General features: G+C 42.4%; 22 protein-coding genes. 8 read left to right on the top strand and 14 right to left on the bottom strand.

Translation table 11 applies throughout. The features are described 5' to 3' along the window. Positions 1-54: 54 nt before the first annotated feature. Complete coding sequence (locus AC58VC_RS17195; RefSeq protein ID WP_497369980.1) at positions 55-1215, bottom strand: MGDG synthase family glycosyltransferase; 1161 nt, start codon at positions 1213-1215, stop codon at positions 55-57. A 295-nt stretch (positions 1216-1510) separates the two neighbouring features. Between AC58VC_RS17195 and AC58VC_RS17190 the strand changes: the two genes are divergently transcribed. Then, positions 1511-1876, top strand: coding sequence for a MoaF-related domain-containing protein (locus AC58VC_RS17190; RefSeq protein WP_497369979.1), 366 nt, complete (start codon positions 1511-1513; stop codon positions 1874-1876). A gap of 89 nt (positions 1877-1965) precedes the next feature. On the opposite strand, the gene AC58VC_RS17185 is transcribed toward AC58VC_RS17190, so the two are convergent. From AC58VC_RS17185 to AC58VC_RS17150, 8 genes are all read right to left on the bottom strand, one after another. Beyond that, the gene (locus tag AC58VC_RS17185; protein WP_497369978.1) at positions 1966-2952 is read right to left on the bottom strand and encodes an ABC transporter permease; all 987 of its coding nucleotides are present in this window, start codon (positions 2950-2952) and stop codon (positions 1966-1968) included. 1 nt (position 2953) lies between these two features. Then, entirely contained in the window at positions 2954-4459 is a 1506-nt protein-coding gene (locus AC58VC_RS17180) for a sugar ABC transporter ATP-binding protein (RefSeq protein ID WP_497370580.1), read from the bottom strand. 76 nt (positions 4460-4535) lie between these two features. Further along, positions 4536-5624 carry a sugar ABC transporter substrate-binding protein gene (locus AC58VC_RS17175; protein WP_497369977.1) on the bottom strand — a complete coding sequence of 363 codons (1089 nt, stop codon included), beginning with the start codon at positions 5622-5624 and terminating at the stop codon, positions 4536-4538. 141 nt (positions 5625-5765) lie between these two features. Then, on the bottom strand, positions 5766-6299 hold the full coding sequence (locus AC58VC_RS17170) for a DinB family protein (protein WP_497369976.1): 534 nt from the start codon (positions 6297-6299) through the stop codon (positions 5766-5768). 156 nt (positions 6300-6455) lie between these two features. Beyond that, on the bottom strand, positions 6456-7277 hold the full coding sequence (locus tag AC58VC_RS17165; RefSeq protein ID WP_497369975.1) for a carbohydrate ABC transporter permease: 822 nt from the start codon (positions 7275-7277) through the stop codon (positions 6456-6458). After that, positions 7277-8143: a carbohydrate ABC transporter permease gene (locus AC58VC_RS17160; RefSeq protein WP_497369974.1), complete on the bottom strand. Its 867-nt coding sequence runs from the start codon at positions 8141-8143 to the stop codon at positions 7277-7279. The genes AC58VC_RS17165 and AC58VC_RS17160 overlap by 1 nt, the downstream gene beginning before the upstream one ends. Positions 8144-8208: 65 nt before the next feature. Further along, positions 8209-9477: an ABC transporter substrate-binding protein gene (locus AC58VC_RS17155; protein ID WP_497369973.1), complete on the bottom strand. Its 1269-nt coding sequence runs from the start codon at positions 9475-9477 to the stop codon at positions 8209-8211. Between the two features lie 213 nt (positions 9478-9690). After that, complete coding sequence (locus tag AC58VC_RS17150) at positions 9691-10701, bottom strand: LacI family DNA-binding transcriptional regulator (RefSeq protein ID WP_497369972.1); 1011 nt, start codon at positions 10699-10701, stop codon at positions 9691-9693. Between the two features lie 251 nt (positions 10702-10952). On the opposite strand from AC58VC_RS17150, the gene AC58VC_RS17145 reads away from it, so the two are divergent. Next, entirely contained in the window at positions 10953-11354 is a 402-nt protein-coding gene (locus tag AC58VC_RS17145) for a VOC family protein (RefSeq protein WP_497369971.1), read from the top strand. Between the two features lie 123 nt (positions 11355-11477). Here the strand turns inward: AC58VC_RS17145 and AC58VC_RS17140 are convergent, their stop codons facing one another. Next, on the bottom strand, positions 11478-12308 hold the full coding sequence (locus AC58VC_RS17140) for an SDR family oxidoreductase (RefSeq protein WP_497369970.1): 831 nt from the start codon (positions 12306-12308) through the stop codon (positions 11478-11480). 98 nt (positions 12309-12406) lie between these two features. Here AC58VC_RS17140 and AC58VC_RS17135 point away from each other — a divergent pair, with 98 nt between their 5' ends. Continuing rightward, positions 12407-12820: a MerR family transcriptional regulator gene (locus AC58VC_RS17135; protein ID WP_497369969.1), complete on the top strand. Its 414-nt coding sequence runs from the start codon at positions 12407-12409 to the stop codon at positions 12818-12820. Between the two features lie 158 nt (positions 12821-12978). Here the strand turns inward: AC58VC_RS17135 and AC58VC_RS17130 are convergent, their stop codons facing one another. After that, positions 12979-13518 carry a methylated-DNA--[protein]-cysteine S-methyltransferase gene (locus tag AC58VC_RS17130; protein WP_497369968.1) on the bottom strand — a complete coding sequence of 180 codons (540 nt, stop codon included), beginning with the start codon at positions 13516-13518 and terminating at the stop codon, positions 12979-12981. Between the two features lie 12 nt (positions 13519-13530). Then, positions 13531-14991 (bottom strand): DNA-3-methyladenine glycosylase 2 family protein, encoded by a 1461-nt coding sequence (locus tag AC58VC_RS17125; RefSeq protein ID WP_497369967.1) that lies wholly within the window; start codon positions 14989-14991, stop codon positions 13531-13533. Positions 14992-15247: 256 nt separating this feature from the next. Here AC58VC_RS17125 and AC58VC_RS17120 point away from each other — a divergent pair, with 256 nt between their 5' ends. The 3 genes from AC58VC_RS17120 to AC58VC_RS17110 all read left to right on the top strand — a co-directional run bounded on the left by AC58VC_RS17120 (position 15248) and on the right by AC58VC_RS17110 (position 17148). After that, the gene (locus AC58VC_RS17120; RefSeq protein WP_497369966.1) at positions 15248-15559 is read left to right on the top strand and encodes a hypothetical protein; all 312 of its coding nucleotides are present in this window, start codon (positions 15248-15250) and stop codon (positions 15557-15559) included. 389 nt (positions 15560-15948) lie between these two features. After that, positions 15949-16437 carry a MarR family winged helix-turn-helix transcriptional regulator gene (locus tag AC58VC_RS17115; RefSeq protein ID WP_497369965.1) on the top strand — a complete coding sequence of 163 codons (489 nt, stop codon included), beginning with the start codon at positions 15949-15951 and terminating at the stop codon, positions 16435-16437. Positions 16438-16662: 225 nt separating this feature from the next. Continuing rightward, the gene (locus AC58VC_RS17110) at positions 16663-17148 is read left to right on the top strand and encodes a MarR family winged helix-turn-helix transcriptional regulator (protein WP_497369964.1); all 486 of its coding nucleotides are present in this window, start codon (positions 16663-16665) and stop codon (positions 17146-17148) included. Between the two features lie 219 nt (positions 17149-17367). Here the strand turns inward: AC58VC_RS17110 and AC58VC_RS17105 are convergent, their stop codons facing one another. Beyond that, the gene (locus tag AC58VC_RS17105) at positions 17368-20742 is read right to left on the bottom strand and encodes an S-layer homology domain-containing protein (protein WP_497369963.1); all 3375 of its coding nucleotides are present in this window, start codon (positions 20740-20742) and stop codon (positions 17368-17370) included. Between the two features lie 909 nt (positions 20743-21651). Between AC58VC_RS17105 and AC58VC_RS17100 the strand changes: the two genes are divergently transcribed. Further along, a complete protein-coding gene (locus AC58VC_RS17100) occupies positions 21652-23313 on the top strand; it encodes a histidine kinase N-terminal 7TM domain-containing diguanylate cyclase (RefSeq protein WP_497369962.1) in 1662 nt (553 codons plus the stop codon). 20 nt (positions 23314-23333) lie between these two features. Next, positions 23334-23609 (top strand): ROK family protein, encoded by a 276-nt coding sequence (locus tag AC58VC_RS17095; protein WP_497369961.1) that lies wholly within the window; start codon positions 23334-23336, stop codon positions 23607-23609. 196 nt (positions 23610-23805) lie between these two features. On the opposite strand, the gene AC58VC_RS17090 is transcribed toward AC58VC_RS17095, so the two are convergent. Continuing rightward, the gene (locus AC58VC_RS17090) at positions 23806-24774 is read right to left on the bottom strand and encodes a helix-turn-helix transcriptional regulator (RefSeq protein ID WP_497369960.1); all 969 of its coding nucleotides are present in this window, start codon (positions 24772-24774) and stop codon (positions 23806-23808) included. Positions 24775-24802: the final 28 nt, after the last annotated feature.

Below are 24802 nucleotides of genomic sequence, written 5' to 3'. Positions count from 1 at the left end.
TTGTATATAGAAGCAATACTACGAAGATGCTCCATAACAATGTATGCAAGCCAATCACATTCTTTCTAGAGAGGATTGTAATACCATGGCTGAATTCGAAATCGCTTGCTCTCTTTTGTGTCCAAATATGGTATGAAGAACATCCGTAACGATCCGTTTTGCCGCTTGTCTATGATGTAAGATATCCATATTGTTCTTGACTACAGAAAAACAAGTATCATTATCAATAAATTGACGAATTTGGTATACGAGATCACTCATACGATAACTGATAAATGCAATACCTTTTTCAGAAAAATAAGTTGCATTATCCCTTTCTTGACCAGCGAACGGCCGATATACGAAAAGTGGAATTTTTAAAGCAAGGGATTCAGCTAACGTTAATCCTCCTGCTTTACTAATGATACATGTGGCTGAAGCCATGAGTTCATCCATCCGCTCGACGAATCCCAGAATTTCGACTCTGCTATTACTTTGAAATTGCCTAGTAAGGTGTTGTTTCAGCTTATCATTTCGGCCACATACCACTGTAATCTGACAATCCCTTATAATATCAAGACTTTTTATCATTTTAGCGGTAAGACCGAGTTGACTATATGCGCCAACGATAATAAGTATCCTTTTATTGTTTTTATTTTCATACGGATTGTTATTTTTTTCAAAGGCATCTCGAATTGGTATTCCTGTTACTTGGATGACGTCTTCATTAATCCCTCTCTGGATCATATTAAACTTTAAATCTTCACTTGCAACATAATATTTGTCAATTGTAGGATGAAGCCATCTTGCGTGAATGACATAATCGGTCATTATGGTGAACGTTGGAATACCGAAAGACTTGCTTACCGTGGGAGAAGCTCCATAAGGAAAAGTATTGATAATGCCATCCGGTTTTTCTCTCTGAATAATCTCAAACAATTGTTTAGTTCCTAACCGATTTAACCCAGCAAGAACTGGACTATAAGCATTGTTTTTTTGAGTCAAATAATAGCTCCAACCATAATAATCGATACCAAATCTTGCAGCATGAAAACTACTCATATACACAGAAGTTGATATTTTATTTAGTAGCGGATGAGCTTCTTTCATCAAATCAATCATTTGAACGTTGGCAAGGCCATGTCGATGACAATACTCCTTAATCGCGTATGCTGCTAGTTCGTGCCCTGCGCCATAGCCCGCAGTAAGCATTAGAATCCTAGGTAATTGTGTCAATTCGCATTTCCTCCAGAGCGTTAGTCTACACTGCCTGGTACTTAGCTTTTAAAATCGTTCTAAGATTAAACCCATCATAATGAATATTATTGAAGTAAGTATGGACTAATTCTTAAGTTTTTCTTAATTTTTTATGACAATCCTAGAAATCGCATCTTTCAGACAGCAACGCCGAGCCATTTCAATGCAGCTTCCTTACGAAAAATCGAATCGTGCTTCTACCCCGCCCCCACCAGCGTTTTTAGAGCATACGCCTAGATTCTGCATATACTGCTCATAAAAGGAGGAGTACTGTATGCATCATCCCAACTTTCATTATATACAACCTAGTCATCAAATCCCTGTTTACGCTGGAAAGACCTATAGATACGATTATTTAGATGGCAATGTCTTTATCATTCATTTCTTCGACGCCACTCATCGACATGATGAAGGGATTGCTGGGCAACATGCAGGATACAAAGGTTACTATCAATTTAATTACGTTGAGATAGCCCCTTGTATTTACTTTATGTATTGGTTGGAAGAAACTTACACAGTTAGCCAAATTATTGATCTTAATAGGATGGTTGTCTATACCCATTATACCCTTGATAAACATGGCGAGCGAAAAAGTTTTTTCCATTCTGGTACCATAACCCAACTATATACGCATAACTAATAAACAAAAAAACAAACCTAATAGGGAACATTCCCTCTAGCTTTGTTTTTTTGTTATTCTCGTTCGAATTTCCCTAAATGTACAAAATCTTATGCTTTCTTGCGATTTAAGTGAACAAACGTAATCGCTAAAGCAAGAACCAGCACGCCGCCTTTGACAATGTCGAAGCCAAAATAAGGGACATTCAGCATCGTCAAACCATTCAGCAAAATACCGATCAAAACAGCTCCGAAAAACGTCCCGATTACATTCGGCTTTCCAGCGCCAAGCACGGAATAACCCACAAATACGGAAGCAACTGCTTCCATCAGCAAAGGAGCACCCGCATCAATTTGACCGGAACCTACACGAGAAGCATAGAGGATGCCTCCGAAAGCGGCAAAAATACCCGATAGCACGTACGCTGCCATACGAATTTTCTTAACGGAAATGCCTGATAACCGGGCAGCTTCACGATTTCCGCCCGTCATGTACATTTGCCTGCCCCAACGCGTATACGTCAGAAAAATATGAACGGCGATCACAGCCACCAGCATGAGAATAACCGGCACAGGCACACCGAGCAGCTTGCCTTGGCCAATCCATAGAAACTCTGGCGTGAATTTACCTTTGGCTACGGTCCCATCTTGGAAACGCATATTGTTATAGATGGAGAAGCCTTTCGTATAGGTCTTTTGGACGCCGCCGATGATGTACATCACAGCCAAAGTCGCCAGCAAATCCGGAATCCGAACCTTCACAATCAAGAACGCATTCAAAAGTCCGATAACGGCTCCAATGATAAGCGGAACGATAATTACAATAATCAAAGGCTGTTGGTACCAGACCATCAACGCCGCCGCACCTACCGTCGACAACGAAACCGTCGAGCCTACGGACAAATCAAAGCCGTCTACAATTTGCGATAACGTCACCCCAATAGCAACGAACATGACAATTGAAATAGACCGCAAAATATCGGCGATATTATCGTAGGTCATGAAATTTTCATTAATAATCGAAAAGGCGACGATGACCAAAGCAATAATGAATAACGCGCCGTATTTAAAGGAAAAATCCAAGCTTTTTTCTTTCATGTTATTCGGCCTCCCCCGCACTCGCATACGTTAAAATGAGATCCTGCGTCGCTTCCTCTCGGGAGAGCTCCTTCACGACAGAACCATAGCTCATCACCATAATGCGATCAGCAATTCCTATAATTTCATTTAGCTCGCATGATAAATAAATAATGCCTTTGCCTTCTGCCGCCAACTGCCCGATGAGGCGGAAAATATCGCTTTTCGCGCCAACGTCAACACCTTTGGTTGGCTCGTCAAACATATAGACGTCGGCATTCGTCGGCAACCATTTGCCTACTGCAACCTTCTGCTGGTTGCCTCCGCTCAAATGCTTGACGACGCGATTCGGATCGCCCGGCTGCACGCCGAGCTGCGCCACCATCTTCGCGGCGTGTTCGCTTTCCTCGCGCTGCCGCACGAAGCCCAGCGAGCTCAGCTTGCGAAGTATCGGCAGCGACAGATTGCGCTTCACGGTCTCCTCTACGAGGACGCCCTGCTTGCGGCGCTCCTCTGGCACAAGCGCGATGCCGGCGCGCACGGCATCCTCCGGCTGGCGCAGCGCGAGCTTGCGGCCGCTAAGCCACACCTCGCCGCCGTCCGCGGTGTCGGCGCCGAAGATCAGCCGGCTCAGTTCCGTCTTGCCGGCGCCGACCAACCCCACGACGCCGAGGATTTCACCTCGGCGGAGGGCAAAGCTGACGCCGCGCACCTTCGTGCCGCGGCGCAGTTCCTTCACCTCGAGGAGCGTTTCGCCAATTGGCACATTGGCCTTGGGAAACTCCTCGGTGAAGGTCTTGCCCAGCATCGCCTCGATCACGCCGGCGATGTCCATTGCAGCGGCCGCCTGCGTGAGCACCCGGCGGCCGTCGCGCATGATCGTGATTCGGTCAGATACCCGGAACACTTCCTGCAAACGGTGGGAGATGAAGATAATCCCCACCCCCTCCTGCTTCAGACTATCCATAATCTGGAACAGCCGCTCCGATTCCTCCAGACTGAGAGGGGCCGTCGGCTCATCAAAGATCATGATCCTCGCCTTGTGCGCCATCGCTCTGGCAATCAAAACAAGCTGCTTCTGCGAAATACTCAGCTCATCCACTTTGCGTCGCACCGAGAACGTCGCACCGATCTTGGCGAGAATCGCTTCAGCTTCGCTATGCAGCTTACGCCAACTAACCCAAGCGCCGCCATGAACCATACGATCCATCATCACGTTCTCGGTGACAGTAAGCTCAGGAACCAGTGCTGTATCAACTTCCTGATAAACGCAATAGATGCCCTGAGCCATCGCTTCCTTGGGCGTTTGAATCGATTGCGTTTGACCCTCTATCGCAATTTGACCGATGTCGTACGTGTAAGCACCGGACAAAACTTTCATCAATGTGCTCTTCCCAGCTCCATTCGCACCTAGCAAGGCATGAATTTCACCTGCATGCAGGTCAAAATCAACCTCCTGCAGCGCCTTCACGCCGGCGAACGATTTGGAGATGCCACTCATCTGTAATAAAGCTGCGCTATCCTTCATCGACATCCGCCTCCACCTCTCTTGGCAATCTGAAAGTCCCATCGCAGAATTCGCGATGGGACCCCCGTTGTTCCGATTATTTTTTCTCTGCTGCTTTCAGCCAATCCGTATAACCTTGTTGGCTTCCGCCCCAGCCTTTTACATATTCGCTAAGCTGCGTTGTATTCACTTGCTTGTCTTTTGGCAATTGTTCTCTGGAAACATACACAGGATCCAAAACAACTTTCTCAGGCGTTTGATCGCCATGCAGCTTTTGGTACAAGTAACGGACTTGAACGCGTCCTATATCTTTTGGATCTACGGCAGCAGAGGCTACCCAAGGGCTTTTTTGATCTTGCAGAAGCTGCAAATCTTCATCGCTAAGGTCGATACCGTATACTTTAATTTCTGTACGGCCTGCTTGTTGAATCGCACGGGAAGCACCTTTGGCAAACTCATCCCAAGCTGCCCATACCGCTGTAATATCACCTTTGTTCGGGTATTTTTTAAGAATAGCTTCCATTTGTGTTTGGGTATCCAAAGCAGGGTCTTTGGCTGTTCCGAATGCAGCTACTTCTTTAATATCCGGATATTTCTTCTGGAAAGCTTGGTAAGCTTCTTGTCTGCGCTCCATCGGGGCGAAACCGGCTACCCATACTTTAACGATATTTCCTTTTCCGCCTGCATCTTTAGCCAATTGCTCCAATGTTGCTTCGGCCATTTTTTGGTCGCCTTGCTCCAGGGAAGTTACGCCTGGCACAGTGAGGATAGAGTCGAAGCTAACAACTGGAATTTTCTTCTCGATGGCTTTCTTCACGCCAGCCTCAAGTGCTTCTGCCGTTCCATGGTCGATCAAAATGCCATCGAATTTTTGGTTAATGGCTGCATCCAGATTCGAAGCCATTTTGGCAAGATCCGTATCGGCAACGAATACCGTAACTTTCCCGCCAAGTTTCTCCACTTGCTCTTTCACACCTTCAACATATTGAGAAGAGAACGTGCCTGTATTGAATTGCATGATAAGTGCAATTTTCTTTCCATTTAAATCTGCAGCACCTTTCGCTGCTTCCGCGCTTGCCGCTGGACTTGCTGTCGCACTGCTGCTCTCTTTTTGTCCGCAGGCTGCAAGCAAACTACCAAATACAGCTAAAATAACAAATAAACTGATCAATCTTATTTTTTTCATGATTACCCTCCCGATCCTTGCTTTTCTCTATTTCCTATTTCATTTGTCGGATAAAATATACCAAGTTATCCAGTAGGAATTAGCTTATATTAGCATCGGAAGAATATCTCGTCAATAGTTTTGATTGAATTTTTTGAATGATCAATGATACTGTCCTGTTATATGTTCATTCGAATCTTTCATTAATTTGGAGAGAAGCACAATTTGGCCTGCATGATAGCCATAATGTACCGCAACCTGAACAAGAAGCCGACTGATTACTCTCACCTCATAGGTTTCATCTTCTGAAGCGTTAACCCGAAGCATTCTGTTCCAATCCTCCAAGTCATAGCGGATTATGACCTCCCTTTTTAAATCCTCCTCGGACAAAACGGATAGGATACTTGCAGATTCGGAACGTGTCCTCAATAGAAGACTACTTAATTCATCCTTCGATATGCCACCTTCCGAATTAAATTCTCGCGTGCGATCCCGAATGAAAGGTTTGTTCCCGATTGCACTTACGAGGTTTTGATACTCGTTTCCTGCTAAATGTAAGCAAAGGTTACCAATGCTGTTCATGGAATCCTTCGTTTTTTTCCAAATCAATTCATCATCAAGTTGGTTTAAGCTCTTTATGATTCGATCGAGTTGCTTGTTCATGTCTTCGAGTACATTCTTTGTCAGGTCTAGCACGGTTATTTCCCCTCTCTGCCATCTATTTTGTAGAAATGCACATATCGCACTTATAATAATTCACTTAACTCGAAATGTTCCCCTTTAATTATCGAAAAAAATGGCAGTGCCCAAAGTAGGGACACTGCCATTTTGCGTTGTTCGTGATGAGACTTTCTACTTCACAGCACCTTGCGTAATACCATTAATAATCCACTTTTGCGCAATTAGATATACGATAATCATTGGGGCAAGCGCAAGCAGGTACGAGGCAAAAGCCAAGTTAAAATCCGTGCTGAATTGGCCTTGAAATACGTACTGCACAAGAGGAAGCGTGTACGATTCCGGTTTGCCTAAAATAATAAGTGGCAGCATAAAATCATTCCACGTCGACAAGCAGCTTAATATGGCGATAGTGGCATTGATCGGTGCAAGAAGAGGAAATATAATGCGCCAGAAGGTGCCATAAGTTGAAGCACCGTCAACCGTTGCGGCTTCTTCCAATTCAATCGGTATCGTGCGGATATACCCGACATAAACAAAAATGTTAAAAGCAAGTCCGTACACGATGTAGAGAATAATTAATCCCGGCATGTTGTTCATATGCAAACTCGTTGTCAGTTTTACAATTGGAAGCATAATAATTTGGAAAGGAATGAACATCGCACTGATGAAATAAAAATATAAGCCTTTAAAAAACTTGTTGTTCATATTTCGCGCAATCGCATAGGAAACGAGTGAATTGGTCAGAAGTATGAAACCAACGGAACATACGGTGATCACAAAGCTGTTCCCAAAAGCCGTGAAAAAGTCGGTCGCTTCAATGGCATTCGCGAAGTTTTCAAAGTGCAATCCCGTCGGCAGCGAAAAGATCGATTTCGCCATTTCCTCCGGATTCTTTAGTGCAATTGCAACAGCCATATATAAAGGGAACAAAATGAACAATGATCCCAGTGCGATCAAACTTGTGACGATCCAGTTCGTGGAGTGTTTTGTCATTATGCTTCCATCTCCCGTTTCTGCAAAAATTTAAGCTGTAGGACAGAGATGACTACAATCACGATAAAGTAAATGACGGCATTCGCGGATTGGTACGCAAATTCTCCGCCTTGGAAGCCGCCTTGATAAATCAAGTAAGCAATGGACTGAGTCGCGCGACCGGGTCCGCCTCCCGTCAATGCGACGATCTGGTCAAAAACCATCAGGGATCCCTTCATGGCAAGTACCATATTGATCGTGAAAAAGGATGAGATCATTGGAAATGTAATTTTCCAAAACGTCTGCCATTTACCTGCCCCGTCCAAAGAGGATGCTTCATAGATATCTTGTGGAATCGTTTGAAGTCCAGAGAGATATAGAATCGTGTTAAACGCAATGCCTTGCCATACAGCTACAATCACGATCCCGATCCATGCCCATTGTTCATTACCCAGGATGTTGGTGGAAAGGAACTCGATTCCTAATTTCTCTCCGAACGTAGGAACAACGTTGGCAAATAGATAATTGAAGATATAACTGACAATAAGTACGCCAAGCACGTTAGGGAGAAAATAAACGCCCCGGAAGAAATTACGGTATTTAATACGTGAGTTAAGACCTAGTGCAATGAGCAAGCTTATTACATTAATGAAAATAGTAACGACGATAGCGTATTTAAACGTAAACAAATAGGAGTTAATGACATTCACATCTTGAAAGAGGTTGATAAAATTCTTAAAGCCTATAAAGTCGTACCCTTCGCTATACCCATCCCAATTTGTGAATGCGTAATATATGCCTTGTAGAGCAGGAAAGGTATGAAAAGCGAAAAACAGGAGCAACGCTGGTATTGCCATACTGTAAAACGCCGCTTTTTTTGAAACCATGATGAACCTCCTTTATAAATAGGGAGAGAGCACCCTACGGCGCTCTCTTCTATGTGTGTCGGCGCTTACTTGCGGTTAGCAACTTTATCCCACTCGGTATCAAATTGTTTCACATAAGCATTTACATCTTTTTTCTGCAGGTAGCTTTGGATAATCGTATCCGCTTTAACAGCACCAGGAATGTAGTGATCGGAGAAGTCCTCAATGGCGCCGCTCGTGAACGAAGCATTCAGATCCTGTACACTGGCATCGGTTTGATTCACGTTTTTCACGGCAGAGAACGCTTTTTGCTCATCAATGTAAGTTTGAACGTTTTCCGCTTTCAGCATGAACTCAATGAACTTCTTAGCCTCTTCTGCATGCTTGCTGCTTTTGGAAATGGTCAGCAGTGTATCAACGCCGGAAATCACTTTATTCTTAGCCGGGTCGTTCGTCGCTGGGAATGGGAATACACCCAAATCTATGCTAGGATTAGCTTTTTTGATTTCCGGGATGGCCCATACACCTTGCAGATACATGGCAGATTCACCTTTAGCGAAAGCCGTGTTACCATCGTTGTAGCCCTTGCCCATCATATCCTTTTGGCCAAAATCCAGAAGCTTTAATTGCTTGTCAGCTACTTCACGGAATTCTGGGCTGTCAAACTTCACTGAGCCTTTTGATCTTTTATCATAGAAATCAATACCCAAGATGTTGGATGACAAGGAGTTAAATGGCACCATCACCGTCCAAGAGTCTTTGATCGTCAAATAGAACGGAGTTTTACCGGCATCCTTAACTTTTTTCGCGGTAGCCAGCAATTCATCCCAGGTTTTCGGAACGCTTAGACCCAGCTCTTTAAACATCGTTTTATTGTAAATGACACCACTTGCATTAGCTGTAAAAGGAATCGCGCTGAGTTGATCGCTTGCTGTCAGTTTCTTCAACATGTTTATGTAGGAAGGCTGGATGTTGGCTGTGAGAGAATCGTTCGAAAAATCAGTAAATAAACCGCTCTTGGATAGCTGAGCAAATGTATCCGTTGCTCCGAGACCAATAATATCGGGCACATCTTTTTTGGCAACACGCGTTTTTAGAACCGTTTCCGCATCCGGCGGGTTGACTTGAGTCACGACGATGTTCGGATTCGCATCGTTAAACTTTTTTACCAGAGCATCGAAGGAGGCTTTCGCTTCCGCCTTATTCTGGAAGAACTCCAGCTTCACTTTCTCCCCTGTTGCAGAAGAAGTTGCCGTATTGGAAGCAGATTCACTGTTCGTCTTTCCACCCCCACAGCCTGCAAGGACAGAAAGTGCAAGGACGCTTGTAAAAATCGTTGTAGCTGTTTTTTTCATCGAAGAAACCTCCATTTTATAAAAGAAATATGAGTCTGACTAATCTTTATAATGAGTAAACGTTTACTTAAGGGAGAAAAAAAAGAACCAACAAATTGCTTCACATCACCACCCATAAGAAATGAATCCTGTTAAGTTTAATGGCTCTGAAACCTTAAAAAAGCAGTTTTATAGGTTAAACGTTTACTGAAAAGTCTGAAAAAGAAGCCCTTTTCAAGGCTTGGATCGCACGGTTTGCCTTTCCACCAGTTGATGGCTTACAATGCTGCTCGACACTTGCATTTCACTTTGTTCAATTAAAGAAATCAGCTTTTCTGATGCCAAGCGTCCCATCATTGTCAGTGGTTGATGGATGGTCGTCAGCGGCGGGTAGACCATTCTCGCAAATTTCAAATCATCATAACCTATGATCGAAAGATCATCCGGAATCTTGAGCCCTTGTTCAAAGGCATAATTCATGGCGCCAATGGCCATCTCATCGCTTGCCGCGAACACAGCTGTAAAAGGAGGTGCTTCTGTCAGCAGCTTCTTCATAGCATCTCTGCTGCGCTCCAATTGAAAACCACCAATGGCTACTCGCGATTCGAGGTATTCAATGCCATTGTCAGCCAAAGCCTGACGGTACCCCTCTAAGCGTGGATAACCCGCTATCTGATCCTTAAGCGAACCGCTAATCATGGCGATCTCCCGGTGTCCCTTCTGAATGAGATAGCTTGTCGCATGGTAGGCAGCTTGACGATCATCGACTTTGACATACGGTATCATATGTTTTTGGGACATTGTATTTACAAGTATAACGGGAACTCGCATTTCCTTAATTGCTTGATAGTATTCATCTTTAAGCACTTCACTTGTGAAAACAATGCCATCTACCTGCTTCTCCCTGAGAACTTGCAGATACTTCATGGTCCGCTTGCCTTCTTCAGCCGTGTTGCACACAATGACACTGAACCCTTTTTCTTGAGCAGTCTCCTCAATCCCATGAAGAATATCAGATGAGAAGCTGCTGGACACATGCGGAAACAAGACACCAATGGTCTGAGTCCTCTTATTAACGAGCCCTCTTGCAATCGCATTAGGTTGATAACCCAGCTCTTCCACCGCTTGCATAACCTTTTGTCTGGTCCTGTCTGAATAGCCAGCGAGGTTATGCAGCACTCGGGAAACCGTGGCGACAGAAACATTCGCTGCCTTGGCCACATCTTTAATTGTTGGAGGATTCATACGGTAAATTCCCTACTTTGCATAACATCAGATGGATTACGTAAACGTTTAAGTAATTTTAGAATAGTCCCCTGTGCAGGATTTGTCAAATGATTTTTAAATCGCTTACAATAACTACCTGTGCAGGATTGCCTTGGCCAGATCGATACCTTGACGGAATACCTTACGGTTTCTTTTATAAGATTCGATTCTGATACCAGAAGTAGCGTATAGTAGGAGTAGTTGAAAATATATGCTAGGAGGCTACTGCCATGTCACAGGAAATTTGGATTAACCTGCCGGTCAAAGATGTTGAGAGGTCAACCGCCTTTTTCAATGAGATTGGATTCCAGGCGGTGAGCGTTGGTAACGAGAGAGCCAAGCTTGCCATAGGCCAAACAACGGTTCTGCTGTTACCGGATGAGGCGTTTGAGAAATTTACAGGTGCAAAATCTACAGATACTTCCCATAGTGCAGAAGTCATATTTTCCATTGGCGCTGAAAGCAGAGAAGAAGTAGATACCTTTATTCAAAAAGTAGAGTTTGCCGGAGGAAGCATCTTTGGCAAGCCAAGTGAAATTGACGGCTGGATGTACGGCGCAGGATTTGCCGACCTGGACGGTCACCGCTGGAACCTGCTGTACATGGATGTTAGCAAGATGCCGAAAAGTTAATAGGGAAACGCCGGTCACCTGCTTAAGGTCACCGGCGTTTTCTTTGCACCTCGTATAATCTTATATCTTTCCTTCGCGAAGATGCGATGGTTATTTATTGTGACCTTCTTCATTGATCTAACGCTATTTTGTGAAATAATGTCCTTGCTCCAGATCTGCGAGAAGCCCCTGTTGGACAGGCTTCCAGCCGAGCAGCTCCTTCGTCCCTTCACTTGATCTTGCTAAGTCAAGCGACGCGACCATGCCTAGAAAACCGAAAATCGCTTGTGCCTCTTCAAGCGGGATGCTAACTACCGGCACATCCACGTGGCGACCTATGACCGCGGCAATGTCGCTGAACGGAATGCCTTCGTCGTCCACGCCATCCAGTCGTGAGCCTGCAGGCGCAGATTCAACAGCGAGGCGGAACAAAACTGCCGCATCCAAGCGATGAATCGCTGGCCAACGGTTAGTGCCGTCTCCAATGTAAGCCGAGGAGCCTCTTTCCTGAGCGATCCGGATTAATTGCGGCACAAAGCCTTTATCTCCTTCTCCATGAACGGAAGGTGCAAGCGAGACGATCGATGCTCTTACGCCTTGTTCTATAAGCGCAAGTGCTGCATCCTCCGATGCTTTGCCATTGGCATGAGCTGTGATAACAAGTGGTTTACTGGAGCCTGCAAGCCCCGCTCCCATTGCTTCGATGGCGCGAAGATCAGTTGCTAGTGATGCGGCGAAATTAGAGAAATCGTGATTAAATGCCAGATGAATAACACCGTCTGAATTGGCTGCACGGCTGCGGAGTAAATCCAGATCCTCCAAAACACCGCGGGCCACCTCAGCTCCCAAGCTTTCTAATACTTGAGCACCACTCTCTGAACGGGTCAGACCAACTACCTGATGGCCCGCACCAATGAGTTCGCGGACAACAGCTGTACCAATATAACCTGCTGCACCTGTAACGAATATACGCATAATAGTTTTACGCCTCCTTAAGCATTTGACGAAGATATGACTCTAGTCTAAACTATGAAGTGCACTCTAAGGCAAGTGTTTGGAGGTATGATTGCATTATGAAAATTCAAGAATTAGGCGACTTGATGGGTTTAACACCCCACACAATTCGTTTTTATGAGAAGGAAGGCTTGCTTGACAGCAGGCATATTCAGCGAGAAAAGAATAATTACCGCAACTACTCAGACGAAGCAATTGAACGGTTAAAGCTGATTAAGAAATTTCAAGGCATCGGCTGCTCAATAGCTGAACTGAAGACGGTTTTGCAGGATCACGATACGAACGAACGCACGAACCAAGAAGTAATAGAATGGATTCTTCAGAAGATCAATGAGATCGAGCGCAAGAAGGACGAATACGATCATATGCTTGTAACGCTGAATTGGATGCTGACATACAGGAAATTGTTAAATGAAGATCCACAGCAAGCTGAGGCTATGATGGCGGAATTACGTCTTCGAATTAACATCTAGCCGAATCGATTAGCGGGAAAAACTAGAAACTCCCTTTATTTCAAGCAAGTCTGGCTCAAATAGCGGTATTATTTCCCGTTAATCAAAAGAGGCGCTCCCAAAAGTTCTAAATCGAGTATTTCTAGGCAGCCTTACACCGCTTCACCGTCTTCTCAACATCAAAGGGCTGTACCTCTTGTGGGCACAAACAGCCCCGACATGTCGGCACCCTCCAACTCAAGCAATTTCACCTTATTATGAACACCCCCGGCGTACCCCGTTAAGCTGCCGTTTGACCCTACCACTCGATGGCAGGGAATGATGATTGAAATCGGATTATGCCCAACGGCTCCACCTACTGCTTGGCTTGACATGCTTTCTTTGTTCATCTTTGCCGCCATTTTTTTTGCAATGTCGCCATAGGTGATCACCTCACCGTATGGTATTTCACATAGAATGCTCCATACCTCTTGACGGAACCCACTGCCAATGGGACTGAGCGGCAATTCTGAAATGTCGGGTTTCTCGCCAGCAAAGTATTTGTTTAGCCATTTTCTTACGGTATCGAATATCGGCATGTCGCCACGCACTATCGCACCTTCAGGTATAGTAGCCCCGTGATACTTTTGCCCCTTAATCCATGTGCCAACAAGACCATTTCCATCAGATGCAAGTGTAATGATTCCTACAGGTGACGGGTAGGTTGTCTGATAATACATGTCCCTGCCTCCTTATAGTGTGTTCCAAAGGTTGATGGTCGCATAACTGCGCCACGGCCGCCATGCTTCCGCTATTTCCAGTAATTCCTTTGATGTGTAGGGATATAATGCTTTTTTGACGCCCGCATCTGTTTCAAGGAAAGCGTCCGGCCATTCCATTGCACGCATAGCGATGTACTGCGCTGTCCAACTTCCGATACCGCGAATCGCCATCAGCTTTTTCATCTCTTCCTCCGGCTGAGCCGGGAAGTCAAAATCAATTTCCCTCTGTACGAATGCTCGTGCCAGTTCATAAATCGTATTTGACCGCACAGCGGTAACACCTAACACTCCGAAGCGGTCTTCAAGCGCTCCGTCTAAAGACAATAGATCTTCGGTTAAAGGAAAGATATGGGTCAATCCCTCCATCGAGGTTTGTATAGGCGCTCCGTAAGTTTGGACAATCCTTGACGCCAATGTGTTTGCCGCTTTCACTGTAATTTGCTGTCCCAGCACCGCCCGCACTGCCATTTCAAACGCATTGAAGCACCCCGGCACGCGGGCTCCCAAAACACAAAGACCGGGTCGAATGTCGTTCATTCCCCGAAGTGTTTCATACACCGCACCCGGGTCGCAATATAAGTCAAACAGATGTCGTATCCGTGCTAATACTTGCGGCAGTACCGGCAGTAAAGTTTCACTCAACGTTACGCTCAATGCATACATTTTAGGAACATGCCCCACCCGTATCCAACCATATACAGGCTTTCCATCAGTGTTTATCACATGTACGGTACGCATGTATTCGCCGTTTTGTACAACTTCAATTCCTGCTATAGCGCGTCCGGCCAGAAAATGCAGTATTTCGTCCCAAGGATAAGGCGGACGATAGCTTAATGATAAAGTAATGTTGTCTTTATGTTTTTTTTCTTCTGCCTTCCGTTTTCGTAAGCCCGTGGGCGAAAGCTTGTACTGTTTTTTAAAAAGGCCGTTGAAACGACGCAAACTGCCAAAGCCCGCGGCCATCGCAACTTCCAGTACCGACAAATCTGTGTCTGTGAGCAGGTTTTTGGCAAGGAGCAATCTGCATGTTTGCAAATATTGAACCGGCGACACATGATACTCTGCTGTAAAAACGCGCCGCAAATGTCGGTCCGTACAACCAAGTCGCCCGGCTATTTCTTCTAAACTTTGCCCGCTACCGCTGCTTTCTTCTAACATTCTTGCTGCCCGATAAACTAAATTAGCGGTAGCGTCGGTGATTGAAGTGCCAGGAGCAAGCTCCGGCCTGCATAAAAGGCATGGACGGTATCCCGCTTGCTCCGCTGCCGCTGCAGTAACATAAAAAGTGCAGTTTTCCGGCTTCGGTTGCTTGGCCCGACACACAGGGCGACAATAAATTCCCGTAGACGATACGCCTACAAAAAAGCGTCCGTCGAAACGTGCGTCTTTTGCCTTGAACGCTGCATACAGAGCATCTTTGTTATTCGTCATCGGGTCACCCCTTTCCTGACCTGATTTTATTATATCATTTTGTCCGAAAAGGTCTGGCCATTTTCGGACATGGTTTTTGATGGTGACACTAATTGTGCACAAATGCCTACTCCACCGCATATGGTGGAAGCAATGTATGATCAATTCACTCGGAAGAGTATAGTCCCACTTTAATTTCAAAGGAGATTATCATATGTGGCATAGCTTCGCTCCATATCCCGATAACAGACGAGGGATTTCAAACATTTTACAATGTATGAATAAATGGGTGACCATCCAATTCGTAGATGGGATTAATCTGCAGGTCTACGTGACCTCCGCAGATTTTAACTCTGCAACAGGATTTTTAACCCACCAATCTTATAGCTCCTTAGTCTGCAACGGGGCTGCCATTCAAAATTCACAACAGGCAGAGGTTTGCAAGAATCAATGGGTCGAGCTTATTCTTCCCAATCATATTTCGCTCTCGTTTTATTTGACTCATTTTGATGATCACGTGGTCGGGGGCAGTTTCCAAACGAATCAACTTCTCGGACTATACAACCGTGTCACTTCAGTTCAATGTTGAATATTCTCCATGTTAGTACCTCTCATACTTTCAGAGTCGCTCCACTTGCAGTATACGGAATATTTCGAAACCATTAAATGTAAACAGGAAGCAGATTGCAGCTGCCGCTGCAATCTGCTTCCTGTTATATTGGGCTATCGTTCCTCGTCTCAATGAGGATCGTTCGAACTATTAACCAATCAATCTATGAATATATAATCTTCATCACCTAATTTACTCTACGAGTATTTTTTTGTCATGCTTCTTGAGCTACCAATGGACACGCTGTTTGGTGTAGAATTCGAAAGCATGTGCATTATTTTACACCTGTTTTATTTTTATATTATTTTGACAAATATAATTCATAAGAATATAATCAAAAAATAGCGCTCAGAAAGGTTGATGATTTGATGATTACCAAACAAATGTTAACGGAAACCCTTGGTTTTCTCCAAAATTACTTACAATTATCGATCTTAGAACGCCAAATTTATAATGAAACTGATAAAATTTTCACCTCATGGGGGCTTTCTTCTGAAAAGTTCCACGCTTTATTTTTCCTTTATGTAGCTAACGATGACGAACCATTGGGTCCATCTGATATCGGATTGAAAATTAATGTAACTCGGGCTTCAATGACCGGACTTATTGATGATTTAGAAAAAGACCAACTTTTAGAAAGAATTAACCACCCTAAAGATCGACGCAAGGTTATTTTAAAGCTAACCGAAAAAGGAAGAAAATTAGTCGAGAAACAAATGCCGTCTATTACGGAGTGGATTTCTAAATTAAATGAAGCATTTACAGAAGAAGAAAGAAAAACTTTTTCATTATATTTGTTGAAAATGCATCAAACTATAGCCAATCTTCAAATTATTAATAATAAAGATTTGAAGTGAATAATGAACTTAATAGAGACTCCCAAATCAGCAACGATAGGTGATTTGGGAGTCTTTTTACTTATTCTTCTAAACAGGTAGCAAAATTCATAGTAAAGATAACTCCAATTCATCACAATAAGAGTAAACAGTTTTCACCAGATATTCCTATATTGTTTTGACAAATATAATTCAAAATAATACAATCAAATTATAACACATCATAGCAGAAAGGGTTGATGTTAGATGTTTACCAAAGAAATTATGGAAGCGCTTAGCTTTTTAGAGAATTTATTAGACTTCTCTCTCTTAAATCACCAAATTTATGATGGACACGAAATAATTTATGCCTCATGGGGGCTTTCATCAGAAAAATTCCATACTTTATTTTTCCTATATGCGAGTGACGAATATGACTCTTTGGGTCCATCCGAAATTGCAATGAAAATCAACGTAACTCGAGCATCGATGACAGGACTTATTGATGATTTGGAGAAAATCCACCTTTTGGAAAGAATAAACCACCCTCAAGATCGACGCAAGATTATTCTACAGCTAACTGATAAAGGGAGAGAATTAGTTGAGAATCAAATGCCAGCTATTCATGAATGGATTTCTAAAGTAAATGAAGCCTTTACTGAAGAAGAAAGAAAAAAGTTTTCATTGTATTTGTTGAAGTTGAGTCATATTCTAGCCGATCTCTACCCATTAATTATTAAGAAAGCTTTGTAGTACCTAGCACAACTTCCTCGAAAATGCCTTTCAAGTACAATACCTCGGCGCCTCTTGCTATTCTTAAATTTTCATTTGAATTTCATTTTATCACTGGATTTTGCTCAGCTTATACTTCTTTCCGTATATAACATTTGCATTGGTGGAACAATTTTAGAATAACTAAAAGAAGACCCCGAAGGGTCCTCTTTTGTACATCTGTTGTTACAGATTTGAATGTTATTCTACTGTTACTTCAGTAGTTGTTGTTTTGCCGCTCGGTGCAATAATAACAACGTCAAATGTTCCTTTGAATTCAGGAGCAATATGAACTTTATTGTTTGCATCCAAAGTCACATCAGTCACTTTGCCAGCAGTAGCATTTATATGTTGAACAGTAAATGAAAGACCGTAGAAGTAATTATATTTATTGACATCGTCTCCGTCAAACACAAGACCATAAGAGTCAGTAAATGAAACGCTCGTAAGACCAAAATTACCTTTAACACCGTCTGCAAGTTTAGCTGGATCTTTCTCACCGAAAGCAACATAGTTAGTAGTTGCAGCATAAACGGCACCAGTTGCCGTATTGCTAACCGTGATTTTGTTATTTGCTGTCATCGATGCAACTGTAGGAGCTTCTTCAGCTACGGTTACAGTTTGAGTAGCAAACTTCGTTTTTCCTTTGTTATCAACGTAAGTAGCTGTAATTGTAGCAGTACCTGCTTTATTACCAACCATATACCATCTACCAGCGCTACCTGATTTAGTTCCATCACTTGTAAGCATACGTTTTTCAACTCTAACAACTGCAGGATTAGAGCTTGTTACATTTGTAATGAAGTTGTTTGGAACAGCTACAACATCGCCAGCTGCATTAGTAACTTTAATGTTGATTCGTTTGCTCAACAGAGAGTTAGCAATTGCGCCAGTTCCTTTTAGATCGATTCCAGAACCAACTAGGACATCACTGTCGAGTAAATTAAACAACTTCACTCCACTAGCCATTGTATAAGTCCATTCTTCGCCAGTACTTGAATTAGCAGCAGGCGCTACAGCAATTTGTTGTTCCACATAAGTGATTTCTTGTACTTTTTTCGGATCTGCTTTGTCAATCTTACGGATACCAATACGCAGATTAGCTTTTTTGCCTTCGTTGCCTGCGAGTGCCGTAATTTTCAATCCTTTATTAAACTCTTTGAACGCTTTTTCATCTGTTTCATCAGCACCTGTAAAGGAGTATACATTTGTACTATCAGCAAGTGGAACTGCAACATCATCAATTCTAGTTACTTTGAAAGCATTGAAGTTTTTGTTGTCACCGTTATCAGGCAGATTTTGAAGTTGTACATATACATCGTAAGTTACTGAAGTACCCACGCTGTTATTTCCACTATTTCCATTTGTATCTAAGTTGTAATCCATGACTTTTCCGTATTGGTCAAGAATTTGGTATTGGAATGTGTAATTGGATGCCAACGCTTTAGCTGCATCAGATGCATCCGGGTTACCATAACCGATCATTTCTTTCGCAGGCTTTGTTACTTCTTTAATACGGTCTGGAATACGAACGTCAGCAACAGTCCAAGTTTTTGTGGCTGTGCTTGTTGCGTTCGGAGATGCAATCACAAGTGTTAGAGATACAGAGCCTTTAGAAACGCCAGTAATGTTTTTCAAGTGTATAGAACCTCTGTGAGCGCCAGATTCCATAATCTCGCCTTGTCCAGCAATGGATCCATCTACGCCAGATGCTGTAATTTTAATTCTTTCGCGGTTAGCGTCACTAGTCAAATCATCAACGCTCAGTTCTTTTCCACTTGCATCGTAAGCGACGATTGGGATATAGACATCTTGATCGCCTGCAGCTATGACGTCATTAAAATCGCCAATTTCAACTTTTGTTGCAATTGAAGTCGATTTAATACTAATTTTACCAGTAGCTGTAGCTGCTTGGTTGACGATTGTAAATGTGTAGTCACCGCTCTTATCTACGTTATCAGTCAAGGAAAGCTTCAAGCGAGGAATGTTGCTACCGTTATCCTCGTATTCTGATTTAATAATTTCATTGCTGCTCTTTGTAGTTGAGCCAATATACTCATTCCAGATCAAGTTGATATTTTCTTTTTTGAATTCTGGGGAATCATAAGTGATATAACCACCGTATTGATCAAACAGATTAAGATCAAACTTAACAGAGTCGCCTTTACCAGTGATGGCTTTGTTCGTATTGGAGTATTGTGCTTCGCCAAGCTCTAGTTTAGTCAGGATTGGATCTGTTCCTACTTTGAAGTTCTTCGAAGCCGTCACGTGTTGATCGTTGTTGACGATGGATAGTGAAACAATGCCGACACCTGGAGTGCTTTGCGTAGTATCCAATGTGATAGCCAGTGTATTATCATCTAATTTATTAACTTTTGTGAAGCTAGCGCTACCTGCGTATACTGTGTAGCTGCCGGAGTTGAAAGAAGCATTTTCGCCGTATTGGTTCACGCCTTTAACTTTAACAACTGTACTTTTGGAATGAGCGATCGTATCGCTAGCGGACAAAAATTCGATTTTTTTCAACACTTCATCTTCTGCTTTAAATGTTGCCGTTGTTTTGTCAACCGTCTCTGCGTCCAAACCGTTCACAGACACCGTATACTCGCCAGTGCGAAGCTTTTCGTCGGCAAGAACCAGAGTAGCCGTTTTCTTGTCATCGGACCACTGAGCAGTTGTTTTAATTTCAGTAGTGCCTTTTTTAAGTGTAAAGGTTGCTTTCGCTGTATCAACTGGCTTATTGAAAGAAACCTCCGCTTTTTGTACGCCAGCTGCTTTAGCGCCGGTTACAGTCAATTTACCAGGAGCCACATATTGAGCTTTAGCTTCATAGGCACCAGTTAAAAGAAGGTCACGTGTAGCGTTGGATTGACCGCTGAAAGTACCTTCAGCTTTAGGGAACAATTTCATTTCTAATGCCAAAGCTACATAACCTTGCGCCCAACTGGAAACAGTAGTATCAGTTCCTGTTATCCCTTTAGCTTCATCGTCTTTCCCCAGTACGCGAACCAAGAAAGTAGCAAGTTGCTCTTTTGTTACTTTACCAGCTGGGTTGTACGTGCCTTCGCCATAACCATCCGTAACATTAGCTGCTTTCAGAGCCTCGATGTAAGGAAGCGCGTAACCGTTAGCAGCGTCGTCAGCTTTTACATCAGAGAAACTGGAAGTTTTAAGATCTTTGTTTAATTCAAGGCCCATGATTAAAGCGGCAACTTTCGCAAATTGCGCACGGTTCATTTCTTCTTTCAGACCAAATGTCGTATCCGTTACACCGTCAAAGATACCTGCGCTGATCATTGCGTCAAACTTTACTCTTGTAGCCTCATCAAGATCTTTCAGATCAGTGAAGTCCTTGGATGTCTTAGTGGACGTAGCCTGAGTACTAACCGATTCTCCTGTTGTAGAATCCGCCATAGCGATTGAAGCGAACATCGAGAAAATCATAGTAGCAGATGTGATTACTTTCATACTTTTTTTCATATTTTTCATTTTCTCCTTTCTAATTCGATTAAATCGAATTAGACATTTTTTTGTGTGTAAAGCCTTGTTGCGAACATTAAAACTTTCAATCTCCATCACCTAACACCCAGATCCCACAAAATTGAATAATTCCCTATGAGCTCATCGAGCCAATAATCATCGCCTTTAAACTTACACAAGAGAATGCCTCCTCCTCCCTTCAAACAATAATAGTATGATGCAGCGGGGCAGGTTAGTTAGATCGAATATAGTTTTAATGAATACAATTAAAAATTAATATAATTTACTTTTTTATTATATTTATTAATATAGTTCAAGTCAATACTATAAAAATGATACCATTAGTTCCCTTTCAATCGCTCAGAATCTCGTAAAGAATAATAATTGAAAGGATTAGATTTAATTACTTACTACGAAGTGATTTCTGACCCCCTTTTTTAAATTAAAAAAAGTGGAACTCGGCTTTCTACACCCGAATCCCACTGCAAAAAAGATTATGAAGAAAACTTTATCCTCCAATAATATATAATTAAATATAGTTAATGTCAATATAGTTTTTATTTTAATTACTTTTTTCATTACAACTTTCTTTTCTTAAGCCTTTCAACCGATGTATCCATTTGAATCTATCTGCCCGGTGCCAGTTGCTGAGTGATTCCTGAAGCTTTTTTAATATAAAAAAAGTGGAATTCGGCTTTCCACACCCGAACCCCACTGCAAAAAAGATTATGAAGAAAACTTTATCCTCCAATAATATATAATTAAATATAGTTTTAGTCAATATAATTTTTATTTAAACTACTTTTTCTTATGTCCAGTCTCATGATCGTTTCGATTCGCTTCTAAGTTCACTAACCATCAAAAAATAGAAGTGTCTTTATGCTATATCTTTGTGAGCTGAGTTGTGATATTTCCATATAAATTATATAGTAGTAAAATGAAGCAGGACTTTTGACCCAAGTCTAGTAATTATATGAATATTATTATTACTTTAGAGGGTGTAAAATGGATTTTTTATCGTTTATCGACATAACTTTGTTTTTCCTCTTGTTTGCTTTATTTGTATATGTATTTGTTTCAGTAACAATCACTGTCCTGCACAAAGTTTATTTAACATTCCATTTTTCTATGATGTTATGGCCTATCTGTCAGTTTGCCATTAGAACGACAGACAATCCCAATGTTCAATTATTTTATCTGAAACTATCTTTTATTGACATGTGCCTGATTGCCGTTGGTTGGCTTCTTTTCACCATTTTTCTGACAGGTCATTCACTATTTCTGAGAAAAAAAATGTCATTATTGCTTTTTGTTCCAGCTATATTAGTAGCATCTTGCGTGATAGTCAATCCAAATGGTAGGTTCGTCCTACCTTTGCAAGGTAATTATATCCACAGATCTTATGGACCCCTTTTCTGGTATATCCTTACTGTCTTGATTGGCTATATTATAGTTTCGCTATATATGATGAGTCGAGCATTAATATCCGACAAGTCACCTCGTATCAAAACGCAGGTTATGCAAGTGCTTAGAGGAATTATAGTAATGACCGTATTCATATTATTAGATATATTCTTTAATGTTGTCCTAAATTTATCTTTGCCCGCCATTCCAGGATTGACATCATTAGGTATTCTACTATCTGTTATTTTCTTTGTTATTGCCATTCATCGCGATAAAGCATTTGATATTGTGAAAATAGCCCATCAAGATATTATTGACACAATAGATCATGGAATTCTGGTACTTGATGATAATGAAATAGTTGTAGAAATAAATCGGTCTCTACGTCCTCACATTGACTTGCATATAGGTTCCCGTTTCGATATGGCAAACATTCTCTCCAAAGGGCATTCTAGTGGCCATATTGATTTATTCCTTCAAACGTACCAAAGGTACCCTCTGAGGCGAACTCAAATCGAGATGAAGTTCCCTAATGAACGCCATATCAATATTCAAACCGCGCCTATCCGTGTTGATAGTGAAATGGTTGGACGAGTAGTCACATTTCAAGATGTGAGTGAACTTCATCGCCTCATTGATGAAACGAACTTTCAGAACGAAATCCTACAAGAACGTAACCAAGCGCTAATTTTAATACAAGATGAGCTTTCTCAAACCAATCAGAAACTCGAACAGATGGCAATAACCGATGGTCTAACAGGTGTTTATAATCGCCTCTACCTGACACAAAAGTTAGAACACGAAGTAATGAATAATATCAAGTATCAACTGCCATTTGCGGTAATTTTATTAGATATCGACTATTTTAAATTAATCAACGACAATTACGGCCATTTAGTCGGTGATCAGATGATACATAGCACTGTGGAAGCAATCAAACAAACCCTGCGACAAACTGACATTTTGGCTCGTTATGGCGGAGAGGAATTTATCATCTATTTACCGCAAACGAGTCAATCACAGGCAAGTATCTTAGCCGAACGAGTCAAATCCACAGTTGAATCCAATAAGATGATAGTTAAAAATATACCTCATTCTTTATCGATCACGATAAGTATCGGATTACTATCAATTAATAATTTCGCCTTCGAAAGTCTAAGAAGTCCCCGTACATATTTAAACGAATTACTTGAATCCGTGGATAAAGCCTTATATAGGGCAAAAGATGAAGGTCGTAATCGGATTGTCAGTATCGTAAGATAGATGAAGGAGACGAATTAGCCGTGCAAGTCATCAACCATGCCGCTACATACCTCGGCATTGCTCTGGCTAATCTCGTCAATTTACTGAATCCTGAAGCCATTATCCTCGGCGGTTTCATTCCAGGCATGTGCCGTACTTATGTAAAAACAGCTACAAAAGTAATGAACCAACGTTCCATGCCCGCCCTTTCCTCGGGAATATCCTTGCATACGGCGGTACTAGGCGAAATCGGAGGCGCTCTGGGAGCTATCAACTTTGCATTAGATAAACATTTTTCTTACACTATGATTCAATAAAGTTCTTTTACAATTGACGCCTCCTGGTAAATGGTGAATCCGGTGATTCTCAGGAGACATATCCAGCTGTTAATCCTTCGCCACGATCGAATCACTTCATCACAAAAAAACGTATGCTGTGATACCCATCGGGTAACGGGTAACAAGCATACGTTTTTTTATACATGATGACTAGTTTATAGCAAAAAGAAAAATTTCAGATAAATCTTAAAGCGGCTAAACGCTCTTCAAAAATCACACGCAGTTCATCGGGAATCCGCTCAAACTCGACCCCTTTCCCCAAAAACAAAAGCCAATCCGCATAATACGCCAGCGCCTCAACATCGGTCACATCCAACTGAACATTAAAAATCCCGCTCGATTGAAACATCCCAGTTAAGGACAAAATTATCCCAGGAGGGTGCATACGCTTAAAGCGCTGAATCCCAATCGAATCAAGTTTCACAACAAGATTGGATTCACGTGCACGAAGCAGTTTCTTGTTTAAAATCTCTTGTTCAGACCACTTCATCTCCTGCTCAGAAATTGTCGAATTCCGCAGCATCTCAACAGGCAAATAACGAAACTCATCCGTATCAAAATCATAAACCTCGACCAGCCACTGAGCGTTCGAGTTAAATATATGCAGCAAAAAAACGTCCAGCAACTGCGGCCAGCCAAGACTCAGCTCATAAGTCACGCGTAGATGTTTATCCCGCACAGCAAGCGAAATCAACTGGTTTAGCTCCGCAGGCGCCGCATCATCGAGCTCCAAAAGATTTGGATTGGCGGGATTTGTATTTTCGAAAAGCAAGATATTATTCAGCTCGATCAGCTCATCTTGCTGGGTTTGCGACGCGATGCCGATAAGTTTTTCAGTGATTGAGCGGCGATTTTGCAGATAAGGCAGCTGCGAATTTTTCGAGGCGATAAAGCTGATAAAAATCGCTTTAAGCTCTTCTGGCGTAAAGCGGGCGGCGGGCAGATATTGATTCTGCAGGACATAGTATCCGCCACCGCGCCCAAGCTCAGACGTCAGTGGAAAACCCATCGCCTGAATTTCGTTTATGTCGCGGATCGCCGTCGCGCGGGAAATCTTGAACTCTCGCTGAATCTCGGCAATCGTAAAATGCGCACGGTTATTGATGTAACGCATGATCAGGTTCACTCGTTCTGTTTTATTCATAATTTTATTATATCAAAAATGCAGCATA

This window comes from Paenibacillus sp. J22R67 (genome assembly GCF_059692175.1).
This window is presented reverse-complemented; position numbering and strand designations above follow the sequence as displayed.

Coding starts and splice junctions, on each gene's coding strand:
- AC58VC_RS17190 (WP_497369979.1), top strand. CDS start 1,511: ATGCATCATCCCAACTTTCATTATATACAACCTAGTCATCAAATCCCT.
- AC58VC_RS17185 (WP_497369978.1), bottom strand. CDS start 2,952: ATGAAAGAAAAAAGCTTGGATTTTTCCTTTAAATACGGCGCGTTATTC.
- AC58VC_RS17180 (WP_497370580.1), bottom strand. CDS start 4,459: ATGAAGGATAGCGCAGCTTTATTACAGATGAGTGGCATCTCCAAATCG.
- AC58VC_RS17175 (WP_497369977.1), bottom strand. CDS start 5,624: ATGAAAAAAATAAGATTGATCAGTTTATTTGTTATTTTAGCTGTATTT.
- AC58VC_RS17165 (WP_497369975.1), bottom strand. CDS start 7,277: ATGACAAAACACTCCACGAACTGGATCGTCACAAGTTTGATCGCACTG.
- AC58VC_RS17160 (WP_497369974.1), bottom strand. CDS start 8,143: ATGGTTTCAAAAAAAGCGGCGTTTTACAGTATGGCAATACCAGCGTTG.
- AC58VC_RS17155 (WP_497369973.1), bottom strand. CDS start 9,477: ATGAAAAAAACAGCTACAACGATTTTTACAAGCGTCCTTGCACTTTCT.
- AC58VC_RS17150 (WP_497369972.1), bottom strand. CDS start 10,701: ATGAATCCTCCAACAATTAAAGATGTGGCCAAGGCAGCGAATGTTTCT.
- AC58VC_RS17145 (WP_497369971.1), top strand. CDS start 10,953: ATGTCACAGGAAATTTGGATTAACCTGCCGGTCAAAGATGTTGAGAGG.
- AC58VC_RS17140 (WP_497369970.1), bottom strand. CDS start 12,308: ATGCGTATATTCGTTACAGGTGCAGCAGGTTATATTGGTACAGCTGTT.
- AC58VC_RS17135 (WP_497369969.1), top strand. CDS start 12,407: ATGAAAATTCAAGAATTAGGCGACTTGATGGGTTTAACACCCCACACA.
- AC58VC_RS17130 (WP_497369968.1), bottom strand. CDS start 13,518: ATGTATTATCAGACAACCTACCCGTCACCTGTAGGAATCATTACACTT.
- AC58VC_RS17125 (WP_497369967.1), bottom strand. CDS start 14,991: ATGACGAATAACAAAGATGCTCTGTATGCAGCGTTCAAGGCAAAAGAC.
- AC58VC_RS17120 (WP_497369966.1), top strand. CDS start 15,248: ATGAATAAATGGGTGACCATCCAATTCGTAGATGGGATTAATCTGCAG.
- AC58VC_RS17115 (WP_497369965.1), top strand. CDS start 15,949: ATGATTACCAAACAAATGTTAACGGAAACCCTTGGTTTTCTCCAAAAT.
- AC58VC_RS17110 (WP_497369964.1), top strand. CDS start 16,663: ATGTTTACCAAAGAAATTATGGAAGCGCTTAGCTTTTTAGAGAATTTA.
- AC58VC_RS17105 (WP_497369963.1), bottom strand. CDS start 20,742: ATGGAGATTGAAAGTTTTAATGTTCGCAACAAGGCTTTACACACAAAA.
- AC58VC_RS17100 (WP_497369962.1), top strand. CDS start 21,652: ATGGATTTTTTATCGTTTATCGACATAACTTTGTTTTTCCTCTTGTTT.
- AC58VC_RS17090 (WP_497369960.1), bottom strand. CDS start 24,774: ATGAATAAAACAGAACGAGTGAACCTGATCATGCGTTACATCAATAAC.